This is a genomic window from Carboxylicivirga longa, assembly GCF_050589825.1.
GTDB lineage: Bacteria > Bacteroidota > Bacteroidia > Bacteroidales > Marinilabiliaceae > Carboxylicivirga > Carboxylicivirga longa.
Map to the genome: position 1 here is coordinate 348,137 of NZ_JBNGOZ010000002.1, position 23,962 is coordinate 372,098.

Annotated in this window: 16 protein-coding genes; 2 read left to right on the forward strand and 14 right to left on the reverse strand. The window is 45.1% G+C overall.

Annotated features, from left to right (window positions below; translation table 11 throughout):
• Positions 1-2 precede the first annotated feature (2 nt).
• The 8 genes from ACRD7A_RS03130 to ACRD7A_RS03165 all read right to left on the reverse strand — a co-directional run bounded on the left by ACRD7A_RS03130 (position 3) and on the right by ACRD7A_RS03165 (position 9,653).
• Positions 3-1,022, reverse strand: a complete 1,020-nt coding sequence (locus ACRD7A_RS03130) for a polysaccharide deacetylase family protein (protein ID WP_430809899.1) — start codon at positions 1,020-1,022, stop codon at positions 3-5.
• Complete coding sequence (locus tag ACRD7A_RS03135) at positions 1,009-2,058, reverse strand: glycosyltransferase family 2 protein (protein WP_430809900.1); 1,050 nt, start codon at positions 2,056-2,058, stop codon at positions 1,009-1,011. Before ACRD7A_RS03135 ends, ACRD7A_RS03130 begins: the two co-directional genes overlap by 14 nt.
• The gene (locus ACRD7A_RS03140; protein ID WP_430809901.1) at positions 1,968-2,837 is read right to left on the reverse strand and encodes a glycosyltransferase family 2 protein; all 870 of its coding nucleotides are present in this window, start codon (positions 2,835-2,837) and stop codon (positions 1,968-1,970) included. Before ACRD7A_RS03140 ends, ACRD7A_RS03135 begins: the two co-directional genes overlap by 91 nt.
• Position 2,838: 1 nt before the next feature.
• On the reverse strand, positions 2,839-4,062 hold the full coding sequence (locus ACRD7A_RS03145) for a hypothetical protein (protein ID WP_430809902.1): 1,224 nt from the start codon (positions 4,060-4,062) through the stop codon (positions 2,839-2,841).
• Positions 4,052-5,284, reverse strand: a complete 1,233-nt coding sequence (locus tag ACRD7A_RS03150) for a glycosyltransferase (protein WP_430809903.1) — start codon at positions 5,282-5,284, stop codon at positions 4,052-4,054. The genes ACRD7A_RS03145 and ACRD7A_RS03150 overlap by 11 nt, the downstream gene beginning before the upstream one ends.
• A complete protein-coding gene (locus ACRD7A_RS03155) occupies positions 5,275-6,414 on the reverse strand; it encodes a glycosyltransferase family 4 protein (protein ID WP_430809904.1) in 1,140 nt (379 codons plus the stop codon). The genes ACRD7A_RS03150 and ACRD7A_RS03155 overlap by 10 nt, the downstream gene beginning before the upstream one ends.
• A 1-nt stretch (position 6,415) precedes the next feature.
• A complete protein-coding gene (locus tag ACRD7A_RS03160; RefSeq protein ID WP_430809905.1) occupies positions 6,416-8,779 on the reverse strand; it encodes a polysaccharide biosynthesis tyrosine autokinase in 2,364 nt (787 codons plus the stop codon).
• A gap of 85 nt (positions 8,780-8,864) precedes the next feature.
• Positions 8,865-9,653 (reverse strand): polysaccharide biosynthesis/export family protein, encoded by a 789-nt coding sequence (locus tag ACRD7A_RS03165; RefSeq protein ID WP_430809906.1) that lies wholly within the window; start codon positions 9,651-9,653, stop codon positions 8,865-8,867.
• 146 nt (positions 9,654-9,799) lie between these two features.
• Between ACRD7A_RS03165 and ACRD7A_RS03170 the strand changes: the two genes are divergently transcribed.
• Positions 9,800-10,450, forward strand: coding sequence for a DUF8692 domain-containing protein (locus ACRD7A_RS03170; RefSeq protein ID WP_430809907.1), 651 nt, complete (start codon positions 9,800-9,802; stop codon positions 10,448-10,450).
• Positions 10,451-10,809: 359 nt separating this feature from the next.
• On the opposite strand, the gene def is transcribed toward ACRD7A_RS03170, so the two are convergent.
• From def to ACRD7A_RS03200, 6 genes are all read right to left on the reverse strand, one after another.
• Positions 10,810-11,358, reverse strand: a complete 549-nt coding sequence (def, locus tag ACRD7A_RS03175; protein ID WP_430809908.1) for a peptide deformylase — start codon at positions 11,356-11,358, stop codon at positions 10,810-10,812.
• Entirely contained in the window at positions 11,355-11,768 is a 414-nt protein-coding gene (gene ruvX / locus ACRD7A_RS03180; protein WP_430809909.1) for a Holliday junction resolvase RuvX, read from the reverse strand. The genes def and ruvX overlap by 4 nt, the downstream gene beginning before the upstream one ends.
• A gap of 106 nt (positions 11,769-11,874) precedes the next feature.
• Positions 11,875-14,580, reverse strand: a complete 2,706-nt coding sequence (gene ppdK / locus ACRD7A_RS03185; protein WP_430809910.1) for a pyruvate, phosphate dikinase — start codon at positions 14,578-14,580, stop codon at positions 11,875-11,877.
• Positions 14,581-14,812: 232 nt separating this feature from the next.
• Positions 14,813-15,823: a dihydroorotate dehydrogenase-like protein gene (locus ACRD7A_RS03190; protein WP_430809911.1), complete on the reverse strand. Its 1,011-nt coding sequence runs from the start codon at positions 15,821-15,823 to the stop codon at positions 14,813-14,815.
• 177 nt (positions 15,824-16,000) lie between these two features.
• Positions 16,001-19,540, reverse strand: a complete 3,540-nt coding sequence (nifJ, locus tag ACRD7A_RS03195) for a pyruvate:ferredoxin (flavodoxin) oxidoreductase (RefSeq protein WP_430809912.1) — start codon at positions 19,538-19,540, stop codon at positions 16,001-16,003.
• A gap of 170 nt (positions 19,541-19,710) precedes the next feature.
• Positions 19,711-20,886 carry an ATP-binding protein gene (locus ACRD7A_RS03200; RefSeq protein WP_430809913.1) on the reverse strand — a complete coding sequence of 392 codons (1,176 nt, stop codon included), beginning with the start codon at positions 20,884-20,886 and terminating at the stop codon, positions 19,711-19,713.
• A gap of 431 nt (positions 20,887-21,317) precedes the next feature.
• Between ACRD7A_RS03200 and ACRD7A_RS03205 the strand changes: the two genes are divergently transcribed.
• Complete coding sequence (locus ACRD7A_RS03205; RefSeq protein ID WP_430809914.1) at positions 21,318-23,897, forward strand: beta-mannosidase; 2,580 nt, start codon at positions 21,318-21,320, stop codon at positions 23,895-23,897.
• Positions 23,898-23,962 lie beyond the last annotated feature (65 nt).

Genomic DNA, 23,962 nt, shown 5'->3' on the forward strand with positions numbered 1-23,962 from the left:
AATCAAGCATCACGCTGGTGTACAGTTTTGTTAAATAGTTTTTGGATCGTATACTTTAAGTAGGCTGTCTTAAGTGCCGTTGGCGCACTAACTCCACTTCCCTCAAGGGCTATGCGATGAATGTGATTGGGTACCACATCCTTTTTCAGTCCCTGAACGCCAAAAGACAGATCGCAGCCCCTTGCTGTTTCATCGAATAAGGCTAAGCTTAAACCACTATCATTTGACGGATAGGCCATTAAGCGACATGGGGCATCGAAGTGTTCAGAAACGTAGGATACGCTATCGAGTGTTTGTTGGACCTGTTCCTCAATACTCAACTCCTTGTAAGGCGGATGATCCATACTGTGGGCACCTATTATCCAACCGGCATTGCGCAGTTCCTTAATCTCTGTACTACTCAGATAAACGGGCTCCCGGGCCAGATATTCAGCATAGCTAAAACCCAGCACTCCTGCCATCTCGTCCAACAAAGCCCGATCACTGTATTTTATGTTGGCCAATAAATGATCAAACTCCTCATTCAAACCTTTTTCTTTCATAAAGGCGTTTAAGCGCTGACCCTTCTCCTCATGCGCGCTACAGAAGGCCAGCAACATATCGGCTTTGCGCCTGTAATGCAGATCAGCATTATCAACAAAGGCCGGGTTGATAAAAAGTGCAGGCTTAATGCCATGCTTTTCCAGAATTGGGAACATCTTATCATACACCACCTTAAGACCGTCATCAATGGTAATAAAAAGACTGTTTGGCGGAAGCGGCCAGCCCTCTTTCTTCCAGGCAATCAGCTGTTCCATCGTCACTAGCTGATAATTATGCTTGAGAAAGAGGATATCCTTCTCAAACTCCTCAGCAGTGCGATAGGGCTGGCGCGCCTGCAGAGCATCTCCCCTCCACCCCTTGATGCTGTGATAGTTTACGCATACTAACTCAGCCCTTGCTAAGGAACGCAGCCTATTAAAAGGCAAAAGAGCCGCCGCACGGTAGGCCACTTTTCGAAAGTATGAGCTAGCATTCTTCATAAATATATTTCACTTTATTGCTTGGATAAAAGAAAAAGAAACCTCCCAGCATCTGCATATCGCGCAGCAGCTGCACTATATAACGCTCAAAAAAAAGGAACGTAAAGGCCTTGCGCATACTATAAGCCACAGCAGCCAGCGTTATCATCAGATAAAAAGCCAAAGGCAGCCATGGGTGTAACACCAACGCTAAAGCGATTGAGAATAGGAGCACAATTAAAGTGGGATCGCTGCTCAGCATACGTTTCAGCACATAGATATTGTTCCAATGACTCCGGTACAAAACCGAGCGGGCATACATGCCGGAACCGCTCAGCAGATCCTTCCACATGCGAGCCGAATATTTATAATCCACAGTATGGTGAATAGCCATGGTATCTTTTTTTCGTAACAACAAAATGCCGCGTTGAGCCAACCGATAACCCAAATCCAAATCCTGCCCCCGTTTAAATTTGGGGCGCATGCCGCCAACCTCATCCCATAGCTGCCTTGTGATGGCAAAGAGGCCGCCCGTGGTGGGCTGATAAGTATCCTCATCGCAAAATATCTTGCGATAATAATCTTTCGACAAGAAATTGCCGGATGTATCGTAGTAGTAATTGATAAAATTACCCGAAACAAAAGGATATATTAAGGCACCTTCATCCGTCAGAATGAGCGGTAGAAAATCAGCCATTAATTCCATATCGCCATCCAAAAAAATAAGAGTCTCCCCTGCTGCTTCACGCGCTCCTATGTTACGGGCGATGGCAGCATTGCATTTTCCCTTAATTAAAAACGCCCGGCAATACTTCCCAGCTAATTCCAGGCTCTTATCAGTCGATTGCGAATCCACATACAGCAACTCGGCCTCCAGATGATTGACCGCAATGGCATTAATCACACTCTGCAGGCAACGTTCCAGAGTCGTCGCTTCGTTTTTTCCTATGACAACAAATGAGACTTTCATTTCTCCTCCTCCAAAATATTTCGTTTGCGATAAAAGGAGACCATGCTGCGTAAGAGCTGCAGGGGCAGGCCGCTTATCGCCTGCCATCCGGCATGGCGTTTATAATAGTGCCATAGCATACGCAAACTGCTTGAGGCGTGAGGATCGTTGAACGAACGTAAGAAATCGCCCCAGGATTGACATATAAAGCTTCGCCCCTTGCCGGTTTCTTCTATTACCGACTGAATCCGAATATCCCAGCAGATAAGGCTTGGGTAAGCAAAGCGGACAGCACGCAAAGTAAAATCATAGTCGGAAGCATACTGCGGAAAATGCGCATCATCAAAGCCCTTTGTTTTTCGCAGCGCCTCGGCCGGAATTAAAGTACCCCGCCCATTGAGGCATTGGGTGGGTCGCACACCTTTCATAGGCTGCTCCGGCTGTGAAAACGCTTTATAATATTTGTATTCCTTGGCTTTCCACCATGATATTTTACGTATTCCAGCAAAAAAGATACGACCATCCATGGTGGTATTTAAGCAACCCAATATATTCTTAGGATGCCGCTGATGCAATTTCACAAGGTCGGCAATGAGCCACTCATCAAACACAACATCATTATTCAGGGTAATCACCACATCAGCACCCTCTAACAGGGCTCGCTCAAAGCCTTTGTTCATGGACTTGGCCCACCACCAATCACCACTTCCCTTCACCTGTATCACCTCCGGATACAACTTCGTAAGCTGTGCTGCGGTACCATCGGTAGAACCATCATCCACCACCACAGTGCTGAAATTACTGAAACGCTGTTTGGCCAGCAGACTCAAACAGTGCAAGGTATGTTCGATGCGGTTAAAAACCGCAATGACTACAAAAACATTCATATCAGCTAGTCCTTTGGTTACTTAATTCATTTTTACTAGTAAACAATATGGCCATCATGCTTAAAGCCATGAAAAAAACTTTACTGAAGTATTCTTCGGAGAAGCCAATGAGTAGCACAATAAGCAAGGCTCCCAAGGCAAAGCGACGATCAAAACCGTAATAGCCGCACATCCTGAGGAAAGAAATATACATCAACAAGAAATAAAGGGTAAAGCCTAATACACCAAAGCTTGCCATAAAATTGGTTACACCATTATTTCGATGGATGGTTCGCTTATCGGTTTTACCATCGAAGCGTGTTTCTTTGGATTGCCCCAGGCCCACCAAAGGACTCCTGCTTAAATCCTGTAAATCCTTCTGCGCACTTTTAAAGCGTGTGTTATAAGTGCCGGCCGTGTAAGACATTTTACTATGTATCTTCGCCCCAATAAAGTCCACTTCGTTGTAGAGAAATACGAAGCCGATAAACAAAACGGGTATGAGTAAAACCCTTTTCAGCATGCCGGAACGGAGCCACAGGTGCACCAGGATAAACAGCCCCAGCACCACCAAACCAGCGGTGGAAAAAGTACTCATCAAACCAGCCATCAGAATAACACCCTTAGGGTTAAACAAACGCCCGCTGATAATGGAATTAAACAGCAGCGCCACCATGATAAATCCGGCAAAAGCACCGGGCTCCCAAAAAGGACCCGCATTGCGTTTGAGCCATCCGATGGACTCCCCCTTGGTATTAGCCGTGTAAACAATCAGGTTATCGGGCACTTTATAGTTACTGACCTTATAAAAGGGATGCTCAAAAAGCGGTGTTATCTTATTGGTTAAAAAGGACTCGAAGGAGGCAAAGTAAGATGGAAAATAGAATATCCAGCTAATGAGCACCGACACACTAAGAATAGTGACTACATAAGCGGGCAGTTTAGTGCCCACCGATCGCAAGATGAGGTAGGCAAACACCAAACGGATATGCAGTCCCAAAAAACTCGTGAGTGGCAGATAGTAGAATTTCAACATCTGACCCGCTTGTATGATCAAGACCACTACCAGGTAACCTACAAAAAGCTTGTCCACCTGTTTTTGGCGATAGATAAATACGGCCAAAGCCAGCAACAAACCCACCATGAGAACCTCCACGCGCGCACGGTAGAAGAAAGGGATACCCGAAAATGCTATCAGGAGGTACACCAGGAGGTAATCAATTAATTTGGTGGTGTTAATGCGCATACCCGGCTGTTAATTGTTGATACAAAGCCCTGTACTCACTACCCACCTTGGTCTCGTTAAACTTTTCCAAAACAGCGGATCGGGCGCGAGCAGACAACTCCTTCTGTCTTTCATCATCCTCGAGACACCAGCCGATACCTTGAGCCAGATCATTGCTAGAGAAGGCTTCCGCAAGATAACCGTTGACCTTATGCTCAATCATATCGCCATTACCCCCCGTAGCGAAAGCCACTACCGGGGTGGCACAAGCCAGGGCTTCCATAATCATGTTGGAGAGGTTTTCCATGCGCGAAGGCACAACCACCACATCGGCAGCCGACAGATAATCAATCATTTTGCCCTCCTCTTTAACGAAGCCGGTGTTATGAATTGAAAAGGACAGGTGGTCAAAGCTTGTCTTTCCCTTATCGCCCACGATGAGCAGTGCATAACGATCGGCCGGAAGATAGGAAAGTGCTTCTTCCAAGAGGTCAAACCCTTTGTTCTTATCCGACAAGGCATCCACCGCTGCAAAGAGAATCAGTTTTTTATCTTCCCCAAAGTCTAGATCCTTTCGTGCCTTTTCATTGGCAACATATTTTGTTGTGTCGATGCAATTGGGCAGGTTAAGTACATGCTGATGGTGTAATAAAGCACTCTCTTTGGCACATTGCTCCATCCATCGGCTTAATCCCACAAATGCCAGTTTATCAGTTTGATTATAAATGGTAGATTTCAGCCCGTGCCAACGCATCACCCGCTGCGCGGTGGAACGATCCGCTGCCCGAATGCACCCTTCACAGCCACTACGATACTTAAAACAATTGGTGGCATAGTGGCAGCCACCGGTATAATACCACATATCGTGCATAGAAACAACAACAGGAGCCTTGATACGAGTCAGCGCTCTTATATTGAAAAAACCGCGGTTGATCCAGTGAATGTGCACAATATCGGGTTTCAGCTTGTTAATGCGGCGCGTTTGTCGAAAGGCACAGGTGCCACTGGAAAATAAGGTTCCGGGCGTGAGGTGAAGCAGCATTTTCTCAATCCTGATGAAGACCTTGCGCAAGAAGCGGAAGCCGGCGCCATCCTGGATATTCACTACACGTCCATCGTTGGATTCCTTCTCACCCACAACCATCAGCGAGTCCACGCCCTCTTTTAGCAGGGCGCTGTGCAGCCGGTAAGCGGCTCGCCCCGCCCCGTAAAAATCTTTTCCTGTAAGATGTACTACTCGCATAACAATGGTTTAATTAATTCAGTAAGCTTATCAACATTCCTTCGTACATCGAAGGTTTGATGAGCATAGGCATATGCACGTTCGCATATCTCAGAACTGTTATTCCCGTTCAGGTATTCATCGAGCTTAGCCGCCATGCCTTGTATATCATCCTTAAAACACAGCCCCAGCCGATCGTGGTCAAAAACACCATTTGGATTAACCTTCAGGCTCAACACCAGTACTTTGTTCATCCACGACTGTATAAAAGTGTTGGGCATTCCTTCAAGCTCACTGGTATTTACATAAAATTGTGCTTTAGCAAACAAACTATTCACGGTTTCATAGGGTTGAGGGCCCATAATTTCGACGGATGGATGTTGCAAATGAGCATAATCATCCCCTTGGGCACCAATCATCACAAAGTGCCATCCTTTCCTGGTCTGCAAAGCATCTACCAGCCATAAAAAAAGGTCAGGACGCTTGGCAGCTCGCATATTACCCACCCACAGCACCAGCTTTTCCTTGTCTAGCGCTTGCTCCTGCTTATTAATGGGATAACTATTTTGAATGATGTGCGCAGGTCGCCTAAAATGAGTCCTCAGCAGCGCTTCCTGCTCCTTGTTCTGACACACCAGCAGGTTGGCCTGTTGTTTGGCATAATTGACCATGGCATCCACCATACCAAAATCAATCCGGCGCATGCACTTCTTAAGATGGCTGCGGTAAGTGAACTGCTGCATCAAACTACGATATTTCCCGCGTAGGGCATCGGTATCCTGCGCCAGGGCATAGATCATTACTTTCTTAAGCAGGCGACAATAAAATGCGCAGGCAGCACTCAGTGCAAAGTCGGTACGCTGATAATACACCTTCGACCGGGTGCGCAACAGGCAGGCCATCACACCAAAAAACTCCAGGCTTCTGAACTTGCGAAAGCGGTAATAATGAAAACGGATGCGTGTGTCGAAGTAAGGACTCTCCGCTATGGTATCCTCTTGCCCACGGCCGCCACAAATCAACTCAACCTGCCAGCCCCTTCGCAAAAATTCATTTACAAGATAATGCACCTGTATTTCAGCGCCTCCCGTAGCGAAAGTCACGTAGTACGGTATGACAAAGCAAATTGTATTTGTCGCTTTCCCTTTCATATCAAGCCCTATTATCTGGTGTTCCCAGGCGATAGCTATCGTAATACTCGTATTTATACTTGCGCCCTTCCATGCGGCTCGCATTTAACACCAACCCCAGCTTATCAATACCTTTGCCTTCCAGTTCTTCAAGCACAGACTTCACAACGTTTTTCTCGCTGTAATTTTCGCGTACCACAAACAACTTTATGTCGGCATACTTCATAAGCAGCAAGCCATCACTTACCACACCCACAGGCGATGTATCCACTACTATGTAGTCGTACCGCTCCTTTAACTGTTCAAATAACGAGTCGGTCGTACTGCTGTTTATCAATTCCATGGGATTGGGTGGCACCACCCCCGATGGGATTACATCCAGCTCATACCATTCGGTCCGGTGCACCACCTCATCAAGGGTAGCGCGGTGCACATATAAAGAAGTAAGTCCCAGTCCGGAATTCATAACCTGCTCCTTAAACTGATTATTCTTGCGCAGATCAAAACCCAGCAGCAGCACTTTCTTATTGAGCTGCGACAGGCTGAGCGCCAGGTTGAGTGCCACAAAGCTTTTTCCTTCACCCGACACACTGGAAGTTACCAGGATGGTTTTATGGCCCTCGCCCTGCAGTGAGAAGGACAGGTTGGTGCGCAGGGTTCGAAAGGTTTCGGCCACTGCTTCCGAAGGCAGTTTCATCACCACATCATGATGCTCCGATTGATGCTGAAGGATGGATCCCATAAATGGCAAATATTTATAATCAACCAGGTCATCCTCACTTTTTATGCGCGTATCGAAATAATCCATCACCAATATTAACAAACTAGGTAACAGCAGACTTAAAAATACGGCCAGGCCATAATTGATGGTAGTATTGGGATACACTCTGGTAACGACTTGCGCCGGCTCCACAATCTCATGCTCAGGCAGGTTAGATGCCTTGGCAATCTGTGCTTCGGCCCTACGCTGCAGTAAGAAAGTGTAGATGGCATCGTTAAGCTTAAATTTACGCTGAAAACCCACCAACTGACGCTCTGTTTCGGGCAGCGCTTCCAGATTACTCTTGAGCTGTCCGATCTTACTATCTAAATTGGATAACGCACGCTCCAGGGTACCTATGGAAAACTGAATATTTTCAGATATAGGGTTCTTGAGACTTTCGATCTGCACCTCCAGGTTCCTCAGGTATGGGCTTTTCTGTTGCTTCTTACCAATCAACTCATTGCGCTGATTTACCAGAATAATCAGATTCCGTATCAACTCATTGAGCGTTTGATCAGTAATGCCCATGGAAGAGGGCACAACGAGGTCGGCCAGGTTATCGTTATCCTGAAAAAACTCATTGAGGTAATTGTAATACTGAAGCTGCCGGTCGATATTGGATCGTTCCAGCTCAATCTGATGCAACTGCTCGAAGATGCGCCCCGCCTTACTGGAGATATCAATCACCTGATTGCCTGCCCTAAAGCTCTCCAGCTGCTTCTCAGCCACATTCAGTGAGTCGGAAATCTCATCCAGCTGTGCATTGATATAGGCAATGGTATTCAGGGCGAAATGATTTTTACGCTCCAGATTTTTTTCAAGGTATAAATCGGTCAGCGCACTGATAAAATCCAGACCTTTCTGCCGGTAATTGGTCTCCAGACTCAGCCGTATCACGCTCACTTCTGGATTTTCAGGCACTACAGTAAGGCTAGCTTGTAACTCACGCACCAGCTTCTCCTTATCACGAAATACAAAGTAATATTCCTGATCTATAAACTCTTCCACGCGATGCGGCTCCTTCAGGTACACCTGAAACTTAAAGGCTTTATCCTCCACCCGATCTGATTGAAAGCAGGTTTTCTCAAGTATCACAGGGTCTTCACTCATACGGCTCCGGCCACTGAGATAATTCACAAGCTTGTGTTCATCGGACTGTGCACTAATGCTCAGCCTGCCATCGGCATGAAAGCGCAAAGCAAATGGTACATCAACCAGCTGCACATGACTGGAATCGTAAAGCACCACAAAAGGCGCATCCTTGTACAGCTCCTTATCCATCCAGGCATCGTCACGGTAATATTCTATCTCAAAATTCAGCTTATCAATGGCTTCGCGCACCAAAGGACTCGACCTGAGTACCAGCATCTCATTCTGAAAATGACGCGACTGATCGAAGAGCTGGAAACTTTGCAAAAACTCCATGGCCTTCTGTCCCTTCACACTGCCCTCTTCTTTTATGTATATGCTGGAAGATACCTCATAAACGGGCGCAATCATTTTACCGGCAAAAAAAGCTGCCAGCAGACAAAGCAAAAGGGCAATCAGATAATAATGGGCCTTCTTACGCAATAGCGTAAGTACTTTCTTAAAATCAATATATTGATCGGTATGCTCTTTCATAAAGATAGGTTTAATTCGCGTCAAATTGTACAAAGCAGCGAAGGCGCTGCCATGTGCCGTCATTATCAATCACACATCAACATTCCTAATTGATATAATTGGCCACAAGGATAAAAGTGGTAATGCCCGATAGTATAAGGGCCCATGGAAAAGTTTGCATACCCCAATGGCGGCGCTTAAGCGGCTCAACATAAACGATATCGTTGGGTTGCAGATAATAGCGGCTATCGGCCAGCAGATCTACGCGGGTAAGATCAATCCGCTGCTTTGTCACTTCGTTGTTATGCTCCCGTATAAGCACTACATATTCACGATTGCCGTACTCAGTTATATCGCCGGCCATGCCCAAAGCCTGTAACACATTAATATGCTCACTGGCGTAGAAATAACGCCCGGGCTGCTCAACATTGCCCAGCACCGTAATATTCTTATTCACAAAAGATACCTTAACGCTTGGTGTATTCAGATACAGCTCCAGTTCGGCTCTTATCTTCTCGGCTGCAGCATCGGCCGTTAAGCTCAGTACATTAAAAAGACCAATAATGGGCAAGTTAATATTACCCTGCTCATCCACAGAATACGACACCATGGCCATGTCAGCCTCGGAGCGCCCACCTCCATAACGGTTGGCATCATTACTCATAAAGTTAAGCTGGCCGTTATCAAAACTAGATACTTGAATATAGAGTTGATCGAAAGCCTTGATAATCTGCTTTCCTTTTTCATTGCGGAAAGTAAGCTCCTGACTTGCTGCCATCTCTTCCTGAAGATAAACCACTTTTTTCTGTGGCACACAGGCTGCCATGTGAACAAGTATCAACAGGGCGACAATTTTTTGTAGGTTGGTGAGGTTATCGGTCATTATTTCAGTCATTTGGTACGGGTAAAAATAACATTTGCCGGCACAAAGCCTGCTCTTTTTTTACGAACGACTGATTTTGCCGTATTAAAGTTTACAATGGCTTGATTTTACTTCACCGCTTTTCTCTACTTTTAGCCAACCAATTAAAAACCTGCCCAATGCGAACACAAAAAAAACACTTTGACAGTTTCCATTTCCTGCTAAGCTTATTGAGCTTTAACCTTTTGTTAATCGTCATTGCCCTGCTGTGGGGCTATGGTAAAAATGAGCTAGCCATGAAATTTGAAGAATACGGATTTATTACCACTTTCTCATTCATTCAACTTTTTATAACCGGGCTCATTAGCTTTTTTACCTACCTGAAGCGTAAAAAACTAATATGGATATTGGTTGCTTTGGGCTTTGTCTTTTTATCCCTCGATGAAAAATTCCTGATTCATGAGCAGCTGGATACAATGCTACACGAGCTGTTTAACATGAAGGAGACAGCACTGAGCGATCGCATCGATGACTTTTTGATATTGGGTTACGGCCTTATCGGTCTGGTGTTTCTCATCCGTTTTAGAACTGAGTTTCTAAGACACAAAACAGGAGTTGCCATGCTTTCGCTTGGTTTTGGCGTGATGGTTCTATCGGTAATTTTTGATACCCTGGGCAATAGCAACACATGGGATGACATTTTCAGTGGTCGGATTCCCTCTGCAGCGCTGCACCAGCTGGGAATTGTCGTTGAGGAAAGCCTGAAAATTACTGCTGAAGCCTTTCTGCTCTCGGGTTTCTATGCCTACTTGTGCTATTATAGAAAATAATCATTATATAATGGAATATTAATATTAATCAATAGGAGGGGTGTGTTTATTCAACCAGCCCTGGGTTTGGGGCTTAGAGATGGATAGTTGCCACAAAGTTGTCGCAAAAGCGTTTGAAATAACATTCCAACTTTCAGTTAGCCCATTGATAATCCCATTCCACCGCCTGTGGCGCCGTAGTTCCCCTTACTCTTAAACGCAAAGGGAAGAAGTGTTGGGCTCATGATAACACTTCGTAAGGTCAAAGAAAATATTAATGTCTCTTGAGACAGCCTCATGATTATTCACATTCCAACTCTCCGAGCTTAATATGACACAAACGAACATGTGCCGGACACACACTTTGTGGTTTCGCTCATTTACTGAATGACGCGGTAAGCAGGTTTACATTTCCCTCTTCGAATTTGACGCAGAAATATTTGTAGTAGAAAGCGCTTAAATCGACCAAGACGATCGATAAAGAGGCATCCCTCCAGATGGTCGTATTCGTGCTGAATAACCCTGGCGGCAAAACCTGCATAAACCTCTTCATGCGCTACAAACTGCTCATCATAATAATGAATTCGCACCTTATCGCTCCTTTTTACTTTTCGACTGATGCCCGGCAAACTAAGGCAACCTTCTGTCATCCACACCCTTCGCGAAGGTAAAACCTCCAGCTGCGGATTGATAAATACCTTTTTAAAACCTTTCAACTCAGGATGCTCATCTTTATACACATCCAAATCCACCACAAAAAGCTGTAAGGAGTGTCCAACTTGTGGAGCGGCTAAGCCTATTCCATCGGTTCGGTACAGGGTGGCCCATAGGTCCTTTATTAATTGTGAAATCTGCTGATCATCGGGCAACACAGGTGCCGCCTTTTTACACAGCACCGGGTTTCCATAGAGGGCTACAGGTAAAATCATCGTTGTTGCTCCAGATAGGTTTGTAAAATAATGGTGGCACTCACCTTATCAATCATGCCCTTATCCTGGCGCGCCTTCTTTTTCAGTCCGCCATCAATCATAGCCTGAAATGCTATCTTAGAGGTAAAGCGTTCATCTACCCACTCGATGGGTAAGTCCGGGAAGTTCTTTTTCAAACGATTTACAAAAGGCTCGATGTATTTCATCGATTCGGAGACGGCGCCGCTGGTTTGCGTAGGATAACCCATTACAATGCGCTCCACCTCTTCCTCTTTCATGTAGTTAACCAAAAAGTCATATAATTCGTGCGAGGCCACTGTGGTTAAACCATTGGCGATGATCTGCATCGGATCGGTCACTGCCACCCCGCTCTTCTTTCGCCCGTAATCAATTGCTAAAATTCTGCCCATGTTAATGATTTGCTGCAAAGATAATGCATTGTATTCACACCGATGCTAAAAATATAAAAGGTCGCCCCATTGAGCGACCTTTTATTTCCAATATTCAATTATGTCATCATCGCAAGCTGGCCTGCGCGGCTGCCAAACGGGCTATGGGCACCCGGAAAGGTGAACAGCTCACATAGTTCATGCCCTGCTTCACACAGAATTCTACTGATGAGGGCTCACCACCATGCTCACCGCAGATTCCCACCTTAAGGATAGGGTTCACTTTACGACCCTTTTCAATACCTGTTTGCACCAGCTGACCCACACCTTCCTGATCCAGCACCTGGAAGGGATCATTCTTCAGAATGCCTTGCTTCAGGTAAACGGGTAGGAACTTACCGGCATCGTCGCGCGAGTAACCAAAAGTCATCTGCGTAAGGTCATTAGTACCAAAGGAGAAGAACTCGGCTACCTCGGCAATCTCATCGGCGGTGAGTGCAGCGCGGGGTATCTCAATCATCGTACCTACCAGATACTCCACCTTATCACCCTTTTCACGGAAAACAGCATCAGCCACTTCACGCACAATCTTTTCCTGCATCTTTAATTCTTTCACCGTACCTACCAGCGGTATCATAATCTCGGGGAAAGTGGGTTTGCCTTCGGCTTTCAACTCCATGGCCGCCTCCAAGATAGCACGTGCCTGCATTTCTGTAATCTCAGGATAAGTATTACCTAAGCGACAGCCACGATGCCCCAGCATGGGGTTAAACTCATGCAGGTCTTCCACTTTTTTCTGAATTACCTCAATGGAAACACCCATTTCTTTGGCCATGGCCTGCTGATTATCGGTCTCCTGCGGCACAAACTCATGCAGCGGTGGATCCAGCAGACGTATAGTCACCGGCAGGCCTATCATGGTATTCAGAACGTTCTTAAAATCCTGACGCTGTATGGGTAATAGCTTATCTAGTGCCTTACGACGTCCAGTCTCATCATCCGACAGAATCATCTCACGCATGCGCACCAGTCGCTCGCCTTCAAAAAACATGTGCTCCGTACGACAAAGGCCAATTCCCTGAGCGCCAAATTCACGTGCCACCTTGGCATCGCGCTCTGTTTCTGCATTGGTACGCACATTGATCTTCCTGAATTTATCGGCCAGTTCCATGATGGCAGCAAAATCGCCGCTCAACTCCGGATCTTTGGTGGCAATTTTTCCTTCGTACACATCACCGGTTGATCCGTTCAGCGAAATCCAGTCACCTTCTTTAAAGATTTTACCACCCGCCGTTAAAGTACGTGCTTTGGCATCGATCTTACATTCGCCGGCACCCGACACGCAACATTTACCCATACCGCGCGCTACTACGGCAGCGTGGGAGGTCATTCCACCACGGGCTGTTAATATTCCCTGAGCAATATCCATCCCTTCCAGATCCTCAGGTGATGTTTCGATACGTGCCAATATGGTCACGGGAAATTTGTTGGCCTCATCGGCATGGAACACCAGCTGACCTGTAGCTGCGCCGGGCGATGCCGGTAATCCGGTGGCCAGTACATTAGCTTTCACCATGGCATCCATGTCAAACACAGGGTGCAACAACTCATCGAGCTTATTAGGCTCCTGACGCAGAATGGCTGTTTTTTCATTAATCATGCCTTCGCGTAACATATCCATGGCTATTTTTACCATGGCGGCTGCCGTACGCTTTCCGCTTCGTGTTTGCAGCATCCACAACTTACCATCCTGAATGGTAAACTCCAGATCCTGCATATCTTTAAAGTAACTCTCTAGCTTCTCCTGCATTTCAAACAACTCCGCATAAGCCTTAGGCATCGCCTCTTCCAGTGAGGGATAATTCGCCACCCGCTCTTCTTCAGAAACCTTGGCTAGTTGAGCCCAACGGATCGATCCTTCCTTGGTGATTTGCTGCGGTGTGCGAACACCAGCCACAACATCCTCACCCTGAGCATCAATCAGGTATTCACCATTAAACACGTTTTCACCAGTTGCAGCATCACGTGTAAAAGCCACTCCTGTTCCGGAATTTTCACCCATATTACCAAATACCATGGCCTGCACATTAACCGCAGTACCCCATTCGGCAGGTATCTGATTAATCTGACGATAATAGATTGCCCGCGGGTTCATCCAGCTATCAAATACGGCTGCTACTGCACCCCACAATTGCTCCCAGGGATCCACAGGAAAATCATGGCCTGTAACTTTTTTAACAGCCGCCTTAAATTTAACCACCAAGTCCTTCAGGTCATTCACATCCAGGTCTGTATCATTATCAACGCCTTTGGCCTCCTTCATATCCTCCATTATCGCCTCAAACGGATCAATATCTTCTTTGGACTCAGGCTTCATGCCTAGCACTACATCGCCGTACATCTGCACAAAACGACGGTACGAATCCCAGGCAAAACGCTCATTACCCGATTTTTTGGCGAGGGTTAATACAGCTTCATCATTCATCCCCAAGTTAAGAACCGTATCCATCATTCCCGGCATGGACACGCGGGCACCAGAGCGCACAGACACCAACAGTGGATTCTCTTTAGAACCAAATTCCATGCCCATGGTCTGTTCCACTTTTTTCATTGCCTCCTTAACTTCACTGCGCAACAGACCCACAATCTTATCGCGACCCATTTCATTATATTCAATACAAGTATCTGTGGTAATTGTAAAGCCGGCAGGCACAGGCACACCAATCAGATTCATCTCCGCCAGATTGGCACCTTTACCACCAAGTAGATTTTTCATATCAGCTTTTCCTTCTGCTTTGCCATTGCCAAAGGTGTAAACGCGTTTGTTGCTCATAGATAGATTTTTAAAGTTTTATTGAAAATTGTTAACTGTCGAGTATTTTAAAAGAGTTTGTTAAAAAAAGCAAAAACAACTCAAATAAACAAAATAATTTGGCAAAGAAATTATTTTTACATGGCAAATAGCAAAACTGCTTACTCGGGCATAATTACCGCCGATACAACAAAAAACCGCATCCTTATTACGTAACATAAGAATGCAGTTTGTAGTGAATATATTTTAAATTTTAATTGACAGGGTATTTTTTCAGAAAGGCTTTTGCTTTCATCAGAAAATCGACATACTGAGCCCGACGGTAGGCATGCGGATCATCAACATTCTTTTTACACAGCTTCCCTTTAAAGTCGTCTATCTTATCATAGCCCTTCTCTTTCATCCACTCCTGAAGCTCATCAAGCATGCGGGTTATCTGTATTACACCATTTTTATAGATAGTACTCACTACCTGCACGGCATCAGCGCCGGCCAGCAGCATGGTAATCATATCTTCACCATCGTGAATACCTGTATTGCTGCAAATATTTCCGTTAAGATTACAGGATAACATACCGGCAAAGCGCAAAGGCAACCGATTATCGCCCTTTTGACTCAGATTATAAGGCATTTTCAGTTTTTCCTCCTTGATGTCAATATCCGGCTGGAAAAGTCGGTTGAAAAGCACAAAGGCTTCGGCACCGTTGCGATCCATACGATATACCACATTCATCATATTGGTGTAAAACGGACTGAGTTTCACGCTTATCGGAATATTCACTGCGTCTCTCACCTTTTTCAGAACCTCTATTTGCTGATTTTCAATGTCCGCAGGGGTCTTTTCCACATCCGATATGGCAGCGTAAAAATTCAATTCAAGTCCATCAATACCGGTGTCTTCCAGATGTTTGGCATATTCCACCCAGCTAACATCGTAGGTACAATTCAAACTGGCAAATACCGGAATAGAAACGCTCTCCTTTAACTTTTTCAGCGCCATAAGGTGAGCTTTGGGACCAGAATGTTCAATATTGGGAAACAGGGTGGTCATTTCGGCATGGATGTCGTCAAACTCATGAAGCTCCTCTTCCAATTCTGCAGCCTCCAAGTGCAGTTGTTCTTCAAACAGCGATTTATAAACAATCGCAGCAGCACCTGCATCTTCTAGTTTCTTGGCCATTTTAAGGTCTAAAACCAGGTTGCTGGCACCAATAATAATGGGATTTTTCAGTTCAATCCCCATGTAAGTGGTTTTTAAATCCATGTTAAAAGTACTATTAAAGGGTTACATAACTACTTATCTTTCAATTAACACAGTTTAATGTACAGCCTTTAATTGGTAAAATCAATGTTAATTTTACCGCACAGAAGAAATGGGAGATAAAAAAAGTCGCCCTGCACGAGGCAAGGCGACTTAGTTTATATCAGATATGAACAATTATTATTCAATCACTTCATACTCCATGTCGTTCAGACGCTTGTATGAGCTATAGCGCCACTTGGCATTCTTCTCTGATTCGCTAAAGAGCACCTTCGCCTCTTCGGGGAATGACTTGGCCAATGCTGTATATCGCACCTCATTCATCAGGAAGCTTTGGAACTTATCCCATTGTGGAGGCTTAGAGTCCAGGGTAAACGGATTCTTACCCTCTTCTTCCAACATTGGGTTATAGCGGAACAGATGCCAGTAACCACACTCAACGGCAGCCTTACCTTCGGCCTGTGTTTTACCCATACCGGTTTTCAAACCGTGAGCAATACATGGCGAATAAGCGATAATAAGCGATGGACCCGGATAGGCCTCAGCCTCTTTAAGCGCCTTGAAGTATTGCGCCTGATTGGCACCAATAGCTACCTGAGCCACATAAACATAACCGTAAGTAGTAGCCATCAAGCCAAGGTCTTTCTTACGAATGCGCTTACCGGAAGCAGCAAACTTAGCCACAGCACCCACCGGTGTTGACTTGGATGACTGACCACCGGTGTTAGAGTAAACCTCGGTATCCATTACCAGAATATTTACATCTTCGCCGGAAGCAATCACATGATCCAATCCTCCGTAACCGATATCGTAAGCCCAACCGTCACCACCGAAGATCCAGATTGACTTCTTAGACAGGTAATCCTTCAGTGCCAATATTTCTTTGGCCACAGGATGCGACTCATTGGCCAGAGCAGCTACTACCGCCTTAGATGCAGCAACATTTTCGTTACCATTATCTTTGGTTGCGAACCACTTCTCAAAGGCTGCCTTAGTCTCAGCATTTACCTCTGCCATTGACTCATTCATCTTACGCTCGATGCGCTCGCGTAACTTATTAACACCAGTAGCCATACCCAGACCATACTCGGCGTTGTCTTCAAACAATGAGTTTGCCCAGGCCGGACCTTTACCCTCTTTATTAGTACAGTAAGGTGTGGCGGGAGCCGAACCTCCATAAATAGATGAACAACCCGTAGCGTTAGCCACCATCATACGATCGCCAAACAATTGAGTAATCAGCTTAATATAAGGTGTTTCACCACAACCGGCACAAGCTCCTGAGAACTCAAACAAAGGCTGGGCGAACTGGGAAGCTTTCACATTCATGTCTTTAGGCATGATATGGTCTTTGATCGACACTTCTTCCACCATATAGTCCCAACGTGCTACTTCTGCTTTTTGGGTCTCAAGCGGCTTCATTTCCAACGCTTTGTTCTTGGCTGGACAAACATCGGCACAGTTACCACAACCTGTACAGTCTAAGGCACTTACCTGAATGCGATATTGCAGGCCGTCGAATCCTTTACCGTTGGCTTTCTTAGTAGCAGTTCCTTCAGGGGCACCTGCCAACTCTTTTTCATCGAGCAAATAAGGACGAATGGCAGCATGCGGACATACATAGGCACACTGGTTACACTGGATACAGTTATCCACATTCCACTCAGGAATATCAACCGCTACACCGCGCTTCTCAAAGGCTGTTGTTCCGGCAGGCAAAGTACCGTCTTCGCGACCTTTAAAAATACTCACCGGCAGGTCGTCACCTTTTTGTGCATTCACAGGGAACACAAAGTCTTTAATAAACTGAGGCGCCTTTTCGTTGGTTGGGAATACCACCTCAGCGGCTTCATTGGCCCATGATGCAGGAATGGTAATCTCATTCACAGCGCCTCCTTTGTCAACAGCCTGATAGTTCATGTTAACAATGGTCTCGCCTTTTTTGCCAAAGGTTTTTACAATGGCTTTCTTCATCTGTTCAACCGCCAGATCGTAAGGTATTACGTTAGCAATTTTAAAGAAGGCCGACTGCATAATGGTATTGGTGCGGTTACCCAGACCAATCTCCTTGGCAATATGGGTTGCATCAATGGTATAGAATTTAATTTTATGATCTGCAATATAGCGCTTCACGAAAGCAGGAAGGTTACTTTCCAGCTCTGCCTCGCTCCACGAGCAGTTGAGCAGGAAGGTACCGCCATCTTTAAGACCTTTGAGCATGTCGTACATGTTCAAATAGGCCGGTACGTGACATGCCACCAGGTCAGGTGTATTAACCAGATATGGCGAGCGAATAGGTGTATCACCAAAGCGCAGGTGAGAAATGGTAATACCCCCTGATTTCTTTGAATCGTAGGCAAAATAAGCCTGCGCATATTTATCGGTGTTATCACCAATAATTTTGATAGAGTTCTTGTTGGCACCAACAGTACCATCCGAACCTAAACCATAGAATTTACCTTCGAAAGTACCTTCATCACCTAATGAGAACTCAGGTAGCAAAGGCAGTGATGTATGCGTTACATCATCCACAATACCCACAGTAAACTGGTTCTTAGGCTCGTCTTTCTTTAAGTTTTCAAAAACGCTAAGCATCATGGCCGGCGTAGTATCTTTCGATGACAAACCATAGCGACCCCCCACAATAACAGGAGCATTTTCCTTACCATAGAACAAGTCGCGAATATCAAGATACAAAGGATCACCATTAGCACCGGGCTCTTTGGTACGATCCAGTACAGCAATTTTCTTGGCTGTTTTTGGGAAGGCCTCCATAAAATACTTGGCAGAGAAAGGACGATACAGGTGAACTGCAATCAATCCTACTTTTTCGCCTTTGGCTGTCAGGTCGTCAATTACCTCTTTAATAGTATCGGTAATAGAACCCATGGCCACAATAATGTTTTCAGCATCCTCAGCACCGTAGTAATCGAAAGGACGGTACTTACGGCCGGTAATCTTGCTCAGCTCATCCATGTATTCAGCCACCATATCAGGCACTGCATCATAGAATGGGTTGGCCGCCTCACGAGCCTGGAAGTAGATATCAGGGTTTTGAGCGGTACCGCGTGTAACAGGGTGCTCAGGGCTTAGTGCATTATTGCGGAAAGCCTGAAGTGCTTCCTGATCTACCAAGTGAGCCAGGTCTTCATTTTCAAGGGCTTCAATCTTCTGAATCTCGTGCGAAGTACGGAAACCATCAAAGAAATGCAAGAAAGGTACACGTGACTTAATCGAAACAAGGTGAGCCACCGCTGAAAGGTCCATCACTTCTTGTACCGAACCTGTTGCCAGCATGGCAAAACCTGTCTGACGTGTGGCCATCACATCGGAATGATCGCCGAAGATAGACAAGGCCTGCGCAGCCAAACTACGAGCACTTACGTGGAAGACACCGGGTAAAAGCTCACCCGAAATTTTGTACATATTAGGAATCATCAGTAATAATCCCTGGGAGGCAGTAAAGGTCGACGTTAATGCACCCGCCTGTAATGAACCATGAACAGCACCTGCTGCTCCGGCCTCCGACTGCATCTCCTCAACTTTTACGGTTTCACCGAAGATATTTTTTTTTCCGGCTGCAGCCCATTCATCCACATTTTCCGCCATGTTCGACGATGGCGTAATAGGATAGATAGCCGCCACTTCGCTGAACATATACGCGATATGTGCAGCGGCATGGTTACCATCACATGTAATAAACTTTTTTTCTTTAGCCATTTTATATACTCCTAATAATTAATTGGTTATTATTCTAGTAGATTAAAAGACTGATAGAAGCTGAAACTATCTGACCATCGTCCGATAACGGTTTCAATACCTGCGATCCATCTGTCATCCTAATCATATCTTATCCTATATATTAATTCTAAAAGTCAATCAGTTGTTTATCAATACAGAAAACCAAAGAGCCACAAGGGTATGCGTTTATCATCGCCCACCTCCAGCATCTGATGGGCTAAAAACTCTTTCTCGCCCGGGGTATGCTTCATCATGGAATCATCACCCACATGAAAATGCCACTCATTATCCACCTTAAAATCCCCTACTTTAGATACATTGACCTGATGCCGGTAACTCAACTGATTCAGAAAAAAGGTGCGATTCATGTTTAACTGATTGACAGCACCATGCGTCATTGAGTAATAAACATTAGGGTTGTGAACGTATATCTTCGAGGGCTTTTTCGATGACTCACTATCTTCATACAGGAGATTGATCAACCGACCATTTTTCAGATAATTCAAATAATTCATCACAGTGGCTCTCGACGTTTCGATCACCTGACTCAGGCGACTCACGTTAGGTTGAAGGGGTGCCGTTTTGGCAATGGCGTAAAGTAATTTACGCAATTTAGGCAAATACTTCAATTCAATCTGTTCCAGGTATGAAATATCGATCTCCAGTATCAGGTTAATATTCTTCACCACGTTCTCGGCATAGTTGTGCTTTTCCAGAAAAAAGGGATAATAGCCATGCTCCAGGTAATCGTTAAAGTAAGCTAGAGGGCGCACCTTCGAACTTATCTCTGCACTTATCTCGCGATGATTGGTCAGAATGTCGTCCAGCGAGCAGATGGGAAATTTATTTTTCGTCACCTCATTCAAGTTCTCCCGGAAAGAAAAGCCATCAAGACGATAAACAGCGACACATCCATTCAAGTCGTTATTCTGATCTAAAAGCCGCATGACCGCCGAGCCACTGAATACAATCTTTAAATCCTTAAAATTATCGTAGCAATAACGCAATTCTTGAGACCAACCCGGATATTTATAAACCTGATCGAGTATTAGTGTTTTACCACCCTTCTTTCGAAACTCATCGGCAAATGAAATAATGCTGCGCTCGGTAAAGTAAAGGTTGTTTAAATTTACATACAGGCAACTTTTATGCATACCAAAACGCGACTTGGCGTAATCCAGCAAAAAAGTTGTCTTACCCACACCCCTGGAACCTTTAATACCAATGAGCCGCTGATTCCAATCAATTTCATTCATTAATTCGCGGCGCACAGGCGTGCCAAGATGCTCTATAAGATATCGATGAGTTTCAAAAAATGATTGCATTTCTAATAATTATACTTGCAAATCTAAACTCTTATCGGAATAAATTGCAAACTCTACATTACAATTTTCAGAAACCCGTGCTATTTATAATTAATAAAAATAACCACAACAACACTTTCATTTTCAATGCTAAATTGAAGAAATATTTCCATATTGAAAGTGGAAATTGTTCGTTATTAATCCGCTGCGGATATTTTTTATTCAATTAATTTGCTTTTTAGCACTCAAAAAATTATCTAAAACGAGTTGTTCAGTTAACGCCTCACTCCTTATTCTCATCTTTAGAAAGCATAATGGAAAAAAAAAGATAGAAATAGAAAAGCTTGAAAATGGTTTGGCCATAAAACTGGATTTTTTCCATCTTTTTAAACAAATGAACCCATTCAATCCAACCATCATGCATTAGTTTTACCACATAAAACACAGCAAACATGAAACTATTTTTTTACGGACTACTATTATCCATCCTTGGAGGACTCTACTCGTGCGCACCACAAGCCACCAAGGAGTCGCATACAAGCATTACCATTGATAGCGGCTGGCAATTTAGCGAAGTTGATAAAAACGAATGGCGCAACGCCAGTGTGCCGGGTTGCGTACATACCGATCTGCTCAGTCACGACCTGATTGAAGATCCCTTTTACCGCTTAAATGAACACGACCTGCAATGGATCGACAAGAAAGACTGGGAGTATAAAACCACATTTACCCTGGATCAATCAACTCTCGACAAAGATCAGATAGAGCTTCATTTTGCAGGCCTGGATACCTATGCCGACGTTTACCTTAATGGCGAACTGATATTGAAGGCCGACAATATGTTCAGAGGCTGGACCAAAACCGTTAAACAGCTACTGAAGGTGGGTGATAACAACCTTCGTATACTCTTTCACTCACCCATCAAGATGGGACTCGAAATATACGATAACTACCCCTACGTGGTGCAGTCATCTGCCAACGACCTGGCAAAAATTGGCAAAGTGCCGGGCGAGAAATGGGTAAGCCCACATGTACGCAAGGCACCCTACCACTTTGGCTGGGACTGGGGACCGCGCCTGGTAACGTCGGGAATATGGGAACCCATTACGCTGAAAGCCTGGAATACTGCACAAATTACCTCCATCCATACCCAACAAAAAACCTTAAATGATGAGCAGGCAAAGCTGAGCGCAGTATTTGAAATTGAAGCCCTGAATGAAGAAACAGCGTCTTTAACAGTGCGTATAGATGGCGAAACCCTTGCCAATGAAGAAGTGCAGCTGAAAAAGGGTCGTCACACTTACCCGGTGGATTTTCAAATTGATCAGCCGAAACGTTGGTGGACAAATGGACTGGGCGAAGCGCACCTCTACACTTTAAAAGGAGAACTAAAAACAAAGGCCGGCACCGAGACCTTTGGACACCAGTTGGGGCTCAGGACTATTGAACTGGTGCGCGAAGACGATGAAGTAGGACGCTCTTTCTACTTTAAACTGAACGGACAGCCTGTATTTATGAAAGGTGCTAACTACATCCCCAACGATGTGTTTCTGGATCGTGTGACACCCGAGAAATATGAGCACATTATAAAATCGGCGGTGGACTGTAATTTTAATATGCTGCGCGTATGGGGTGGTGGCATCTACGAAAAAGAAATTTTCTACGACCTGTGCGATCAATATGGCATCCTGGTATGGCAAGACTTTATGTTTGCCTGCAATATGTATCCGGGCGATGACGCCTTTCTTGAAAGTGTGAAGCACGAGGCTGAATACAATGTACGACGGCTACGTAACCACCCCAGCATTGCCCTGTGGTGTGGTAATAACGAAATACTGGCAGCCTGGTTTGGCTGGGGTTGGAAAGAGGATAACGAGAAGAAGCAACCCGAAGGCGCCAAAGCCATGTGGCAGGCCTATAAAGACATCTTTTTAGACATACTGCCCAAGGCCGTGGCGGCGCACGATCCGGCCAAACAATACTGGGCATCGAGCCCGCAGGCGGGCGATACTATTCGCACCAATAAGATCGATGGCGACGAGCACGACTGGCGTATCTGGTTCCAGGATGTACCTTTTATCACCTATCATGATGGGGCAGCACGTTTTGTGAGTGAATATGGATTTCAGTCCTTCCCTGAGCTGAAAACCGTGAAAAAATATACCACACCGGAAGATTACAACATCAACTCCGAAGTGATGAAGTCGCACCAGCGATCTTTTATTGGCAATGGCGCCATCAAGCGTTATATGGATAACTACTATCGTAATCCAAAGGATTTTGAATCTTTCTTGTATGTGGGTCTATTGCTGCAAGCCGAAGGTATAAGAACCGGCATTGAGGGACACCGCATTAATATGCCCACTACCATGGGAAGTCTTTACTGGCAGCTGAATGATGTGTGGCCGGCAGCATCGTGGTCAAGCATCGACTATTACGGCAACTGGAAAGCCCTGCAATACTACACCCGCAAAGCTTTTGCTCCTCTCATCGCCGTGCCCGACACCAAAACAGACGATCTGCTGATTTACACAGTATCTGATCAGTTTGAGGATCAGAAAGGACAGTTGGAACTTGAGATACTGGATTTCAACGGTAAGCAGCTTTGGGCACACAGTTCAGAAATAAATATTAAAGCCAATACATCCAGCATAGCCTTTAAAAAATCACTTAAATCGGTACTGAAGGGCATTGACACCAAAAATGCTGTATTATCAACAAAATTAATGGTTGAAGGCGAAGCAGTTTATACAAGCACTTTCTACTTTAAAGCGGCCAAAGACCTGACGCTGCCAACACCCCAGCTGACAGCAGAAGTTGAGAAGATTGCCGAGGGATACAAAATTACCGTGAGCACCGACAAACTGGCCAAAAATGTATATTTAAGCTATGACGATGCAGAAGGCTGGTTCTCGGACAATTATTTCGATTTGCTGCCCGGACAATCACAGACCCTTGTATTTGAAACCAAGGCTAACATTAATAAGCTCAAGGAGAAACTACTGATACGCAGCCTTCAGGATACTTATTAAAACCTTAACAATGCCCTTGGGCAGAATATAAAAAAGCGGTTCTCATCCTGATGATGAGAACCGCT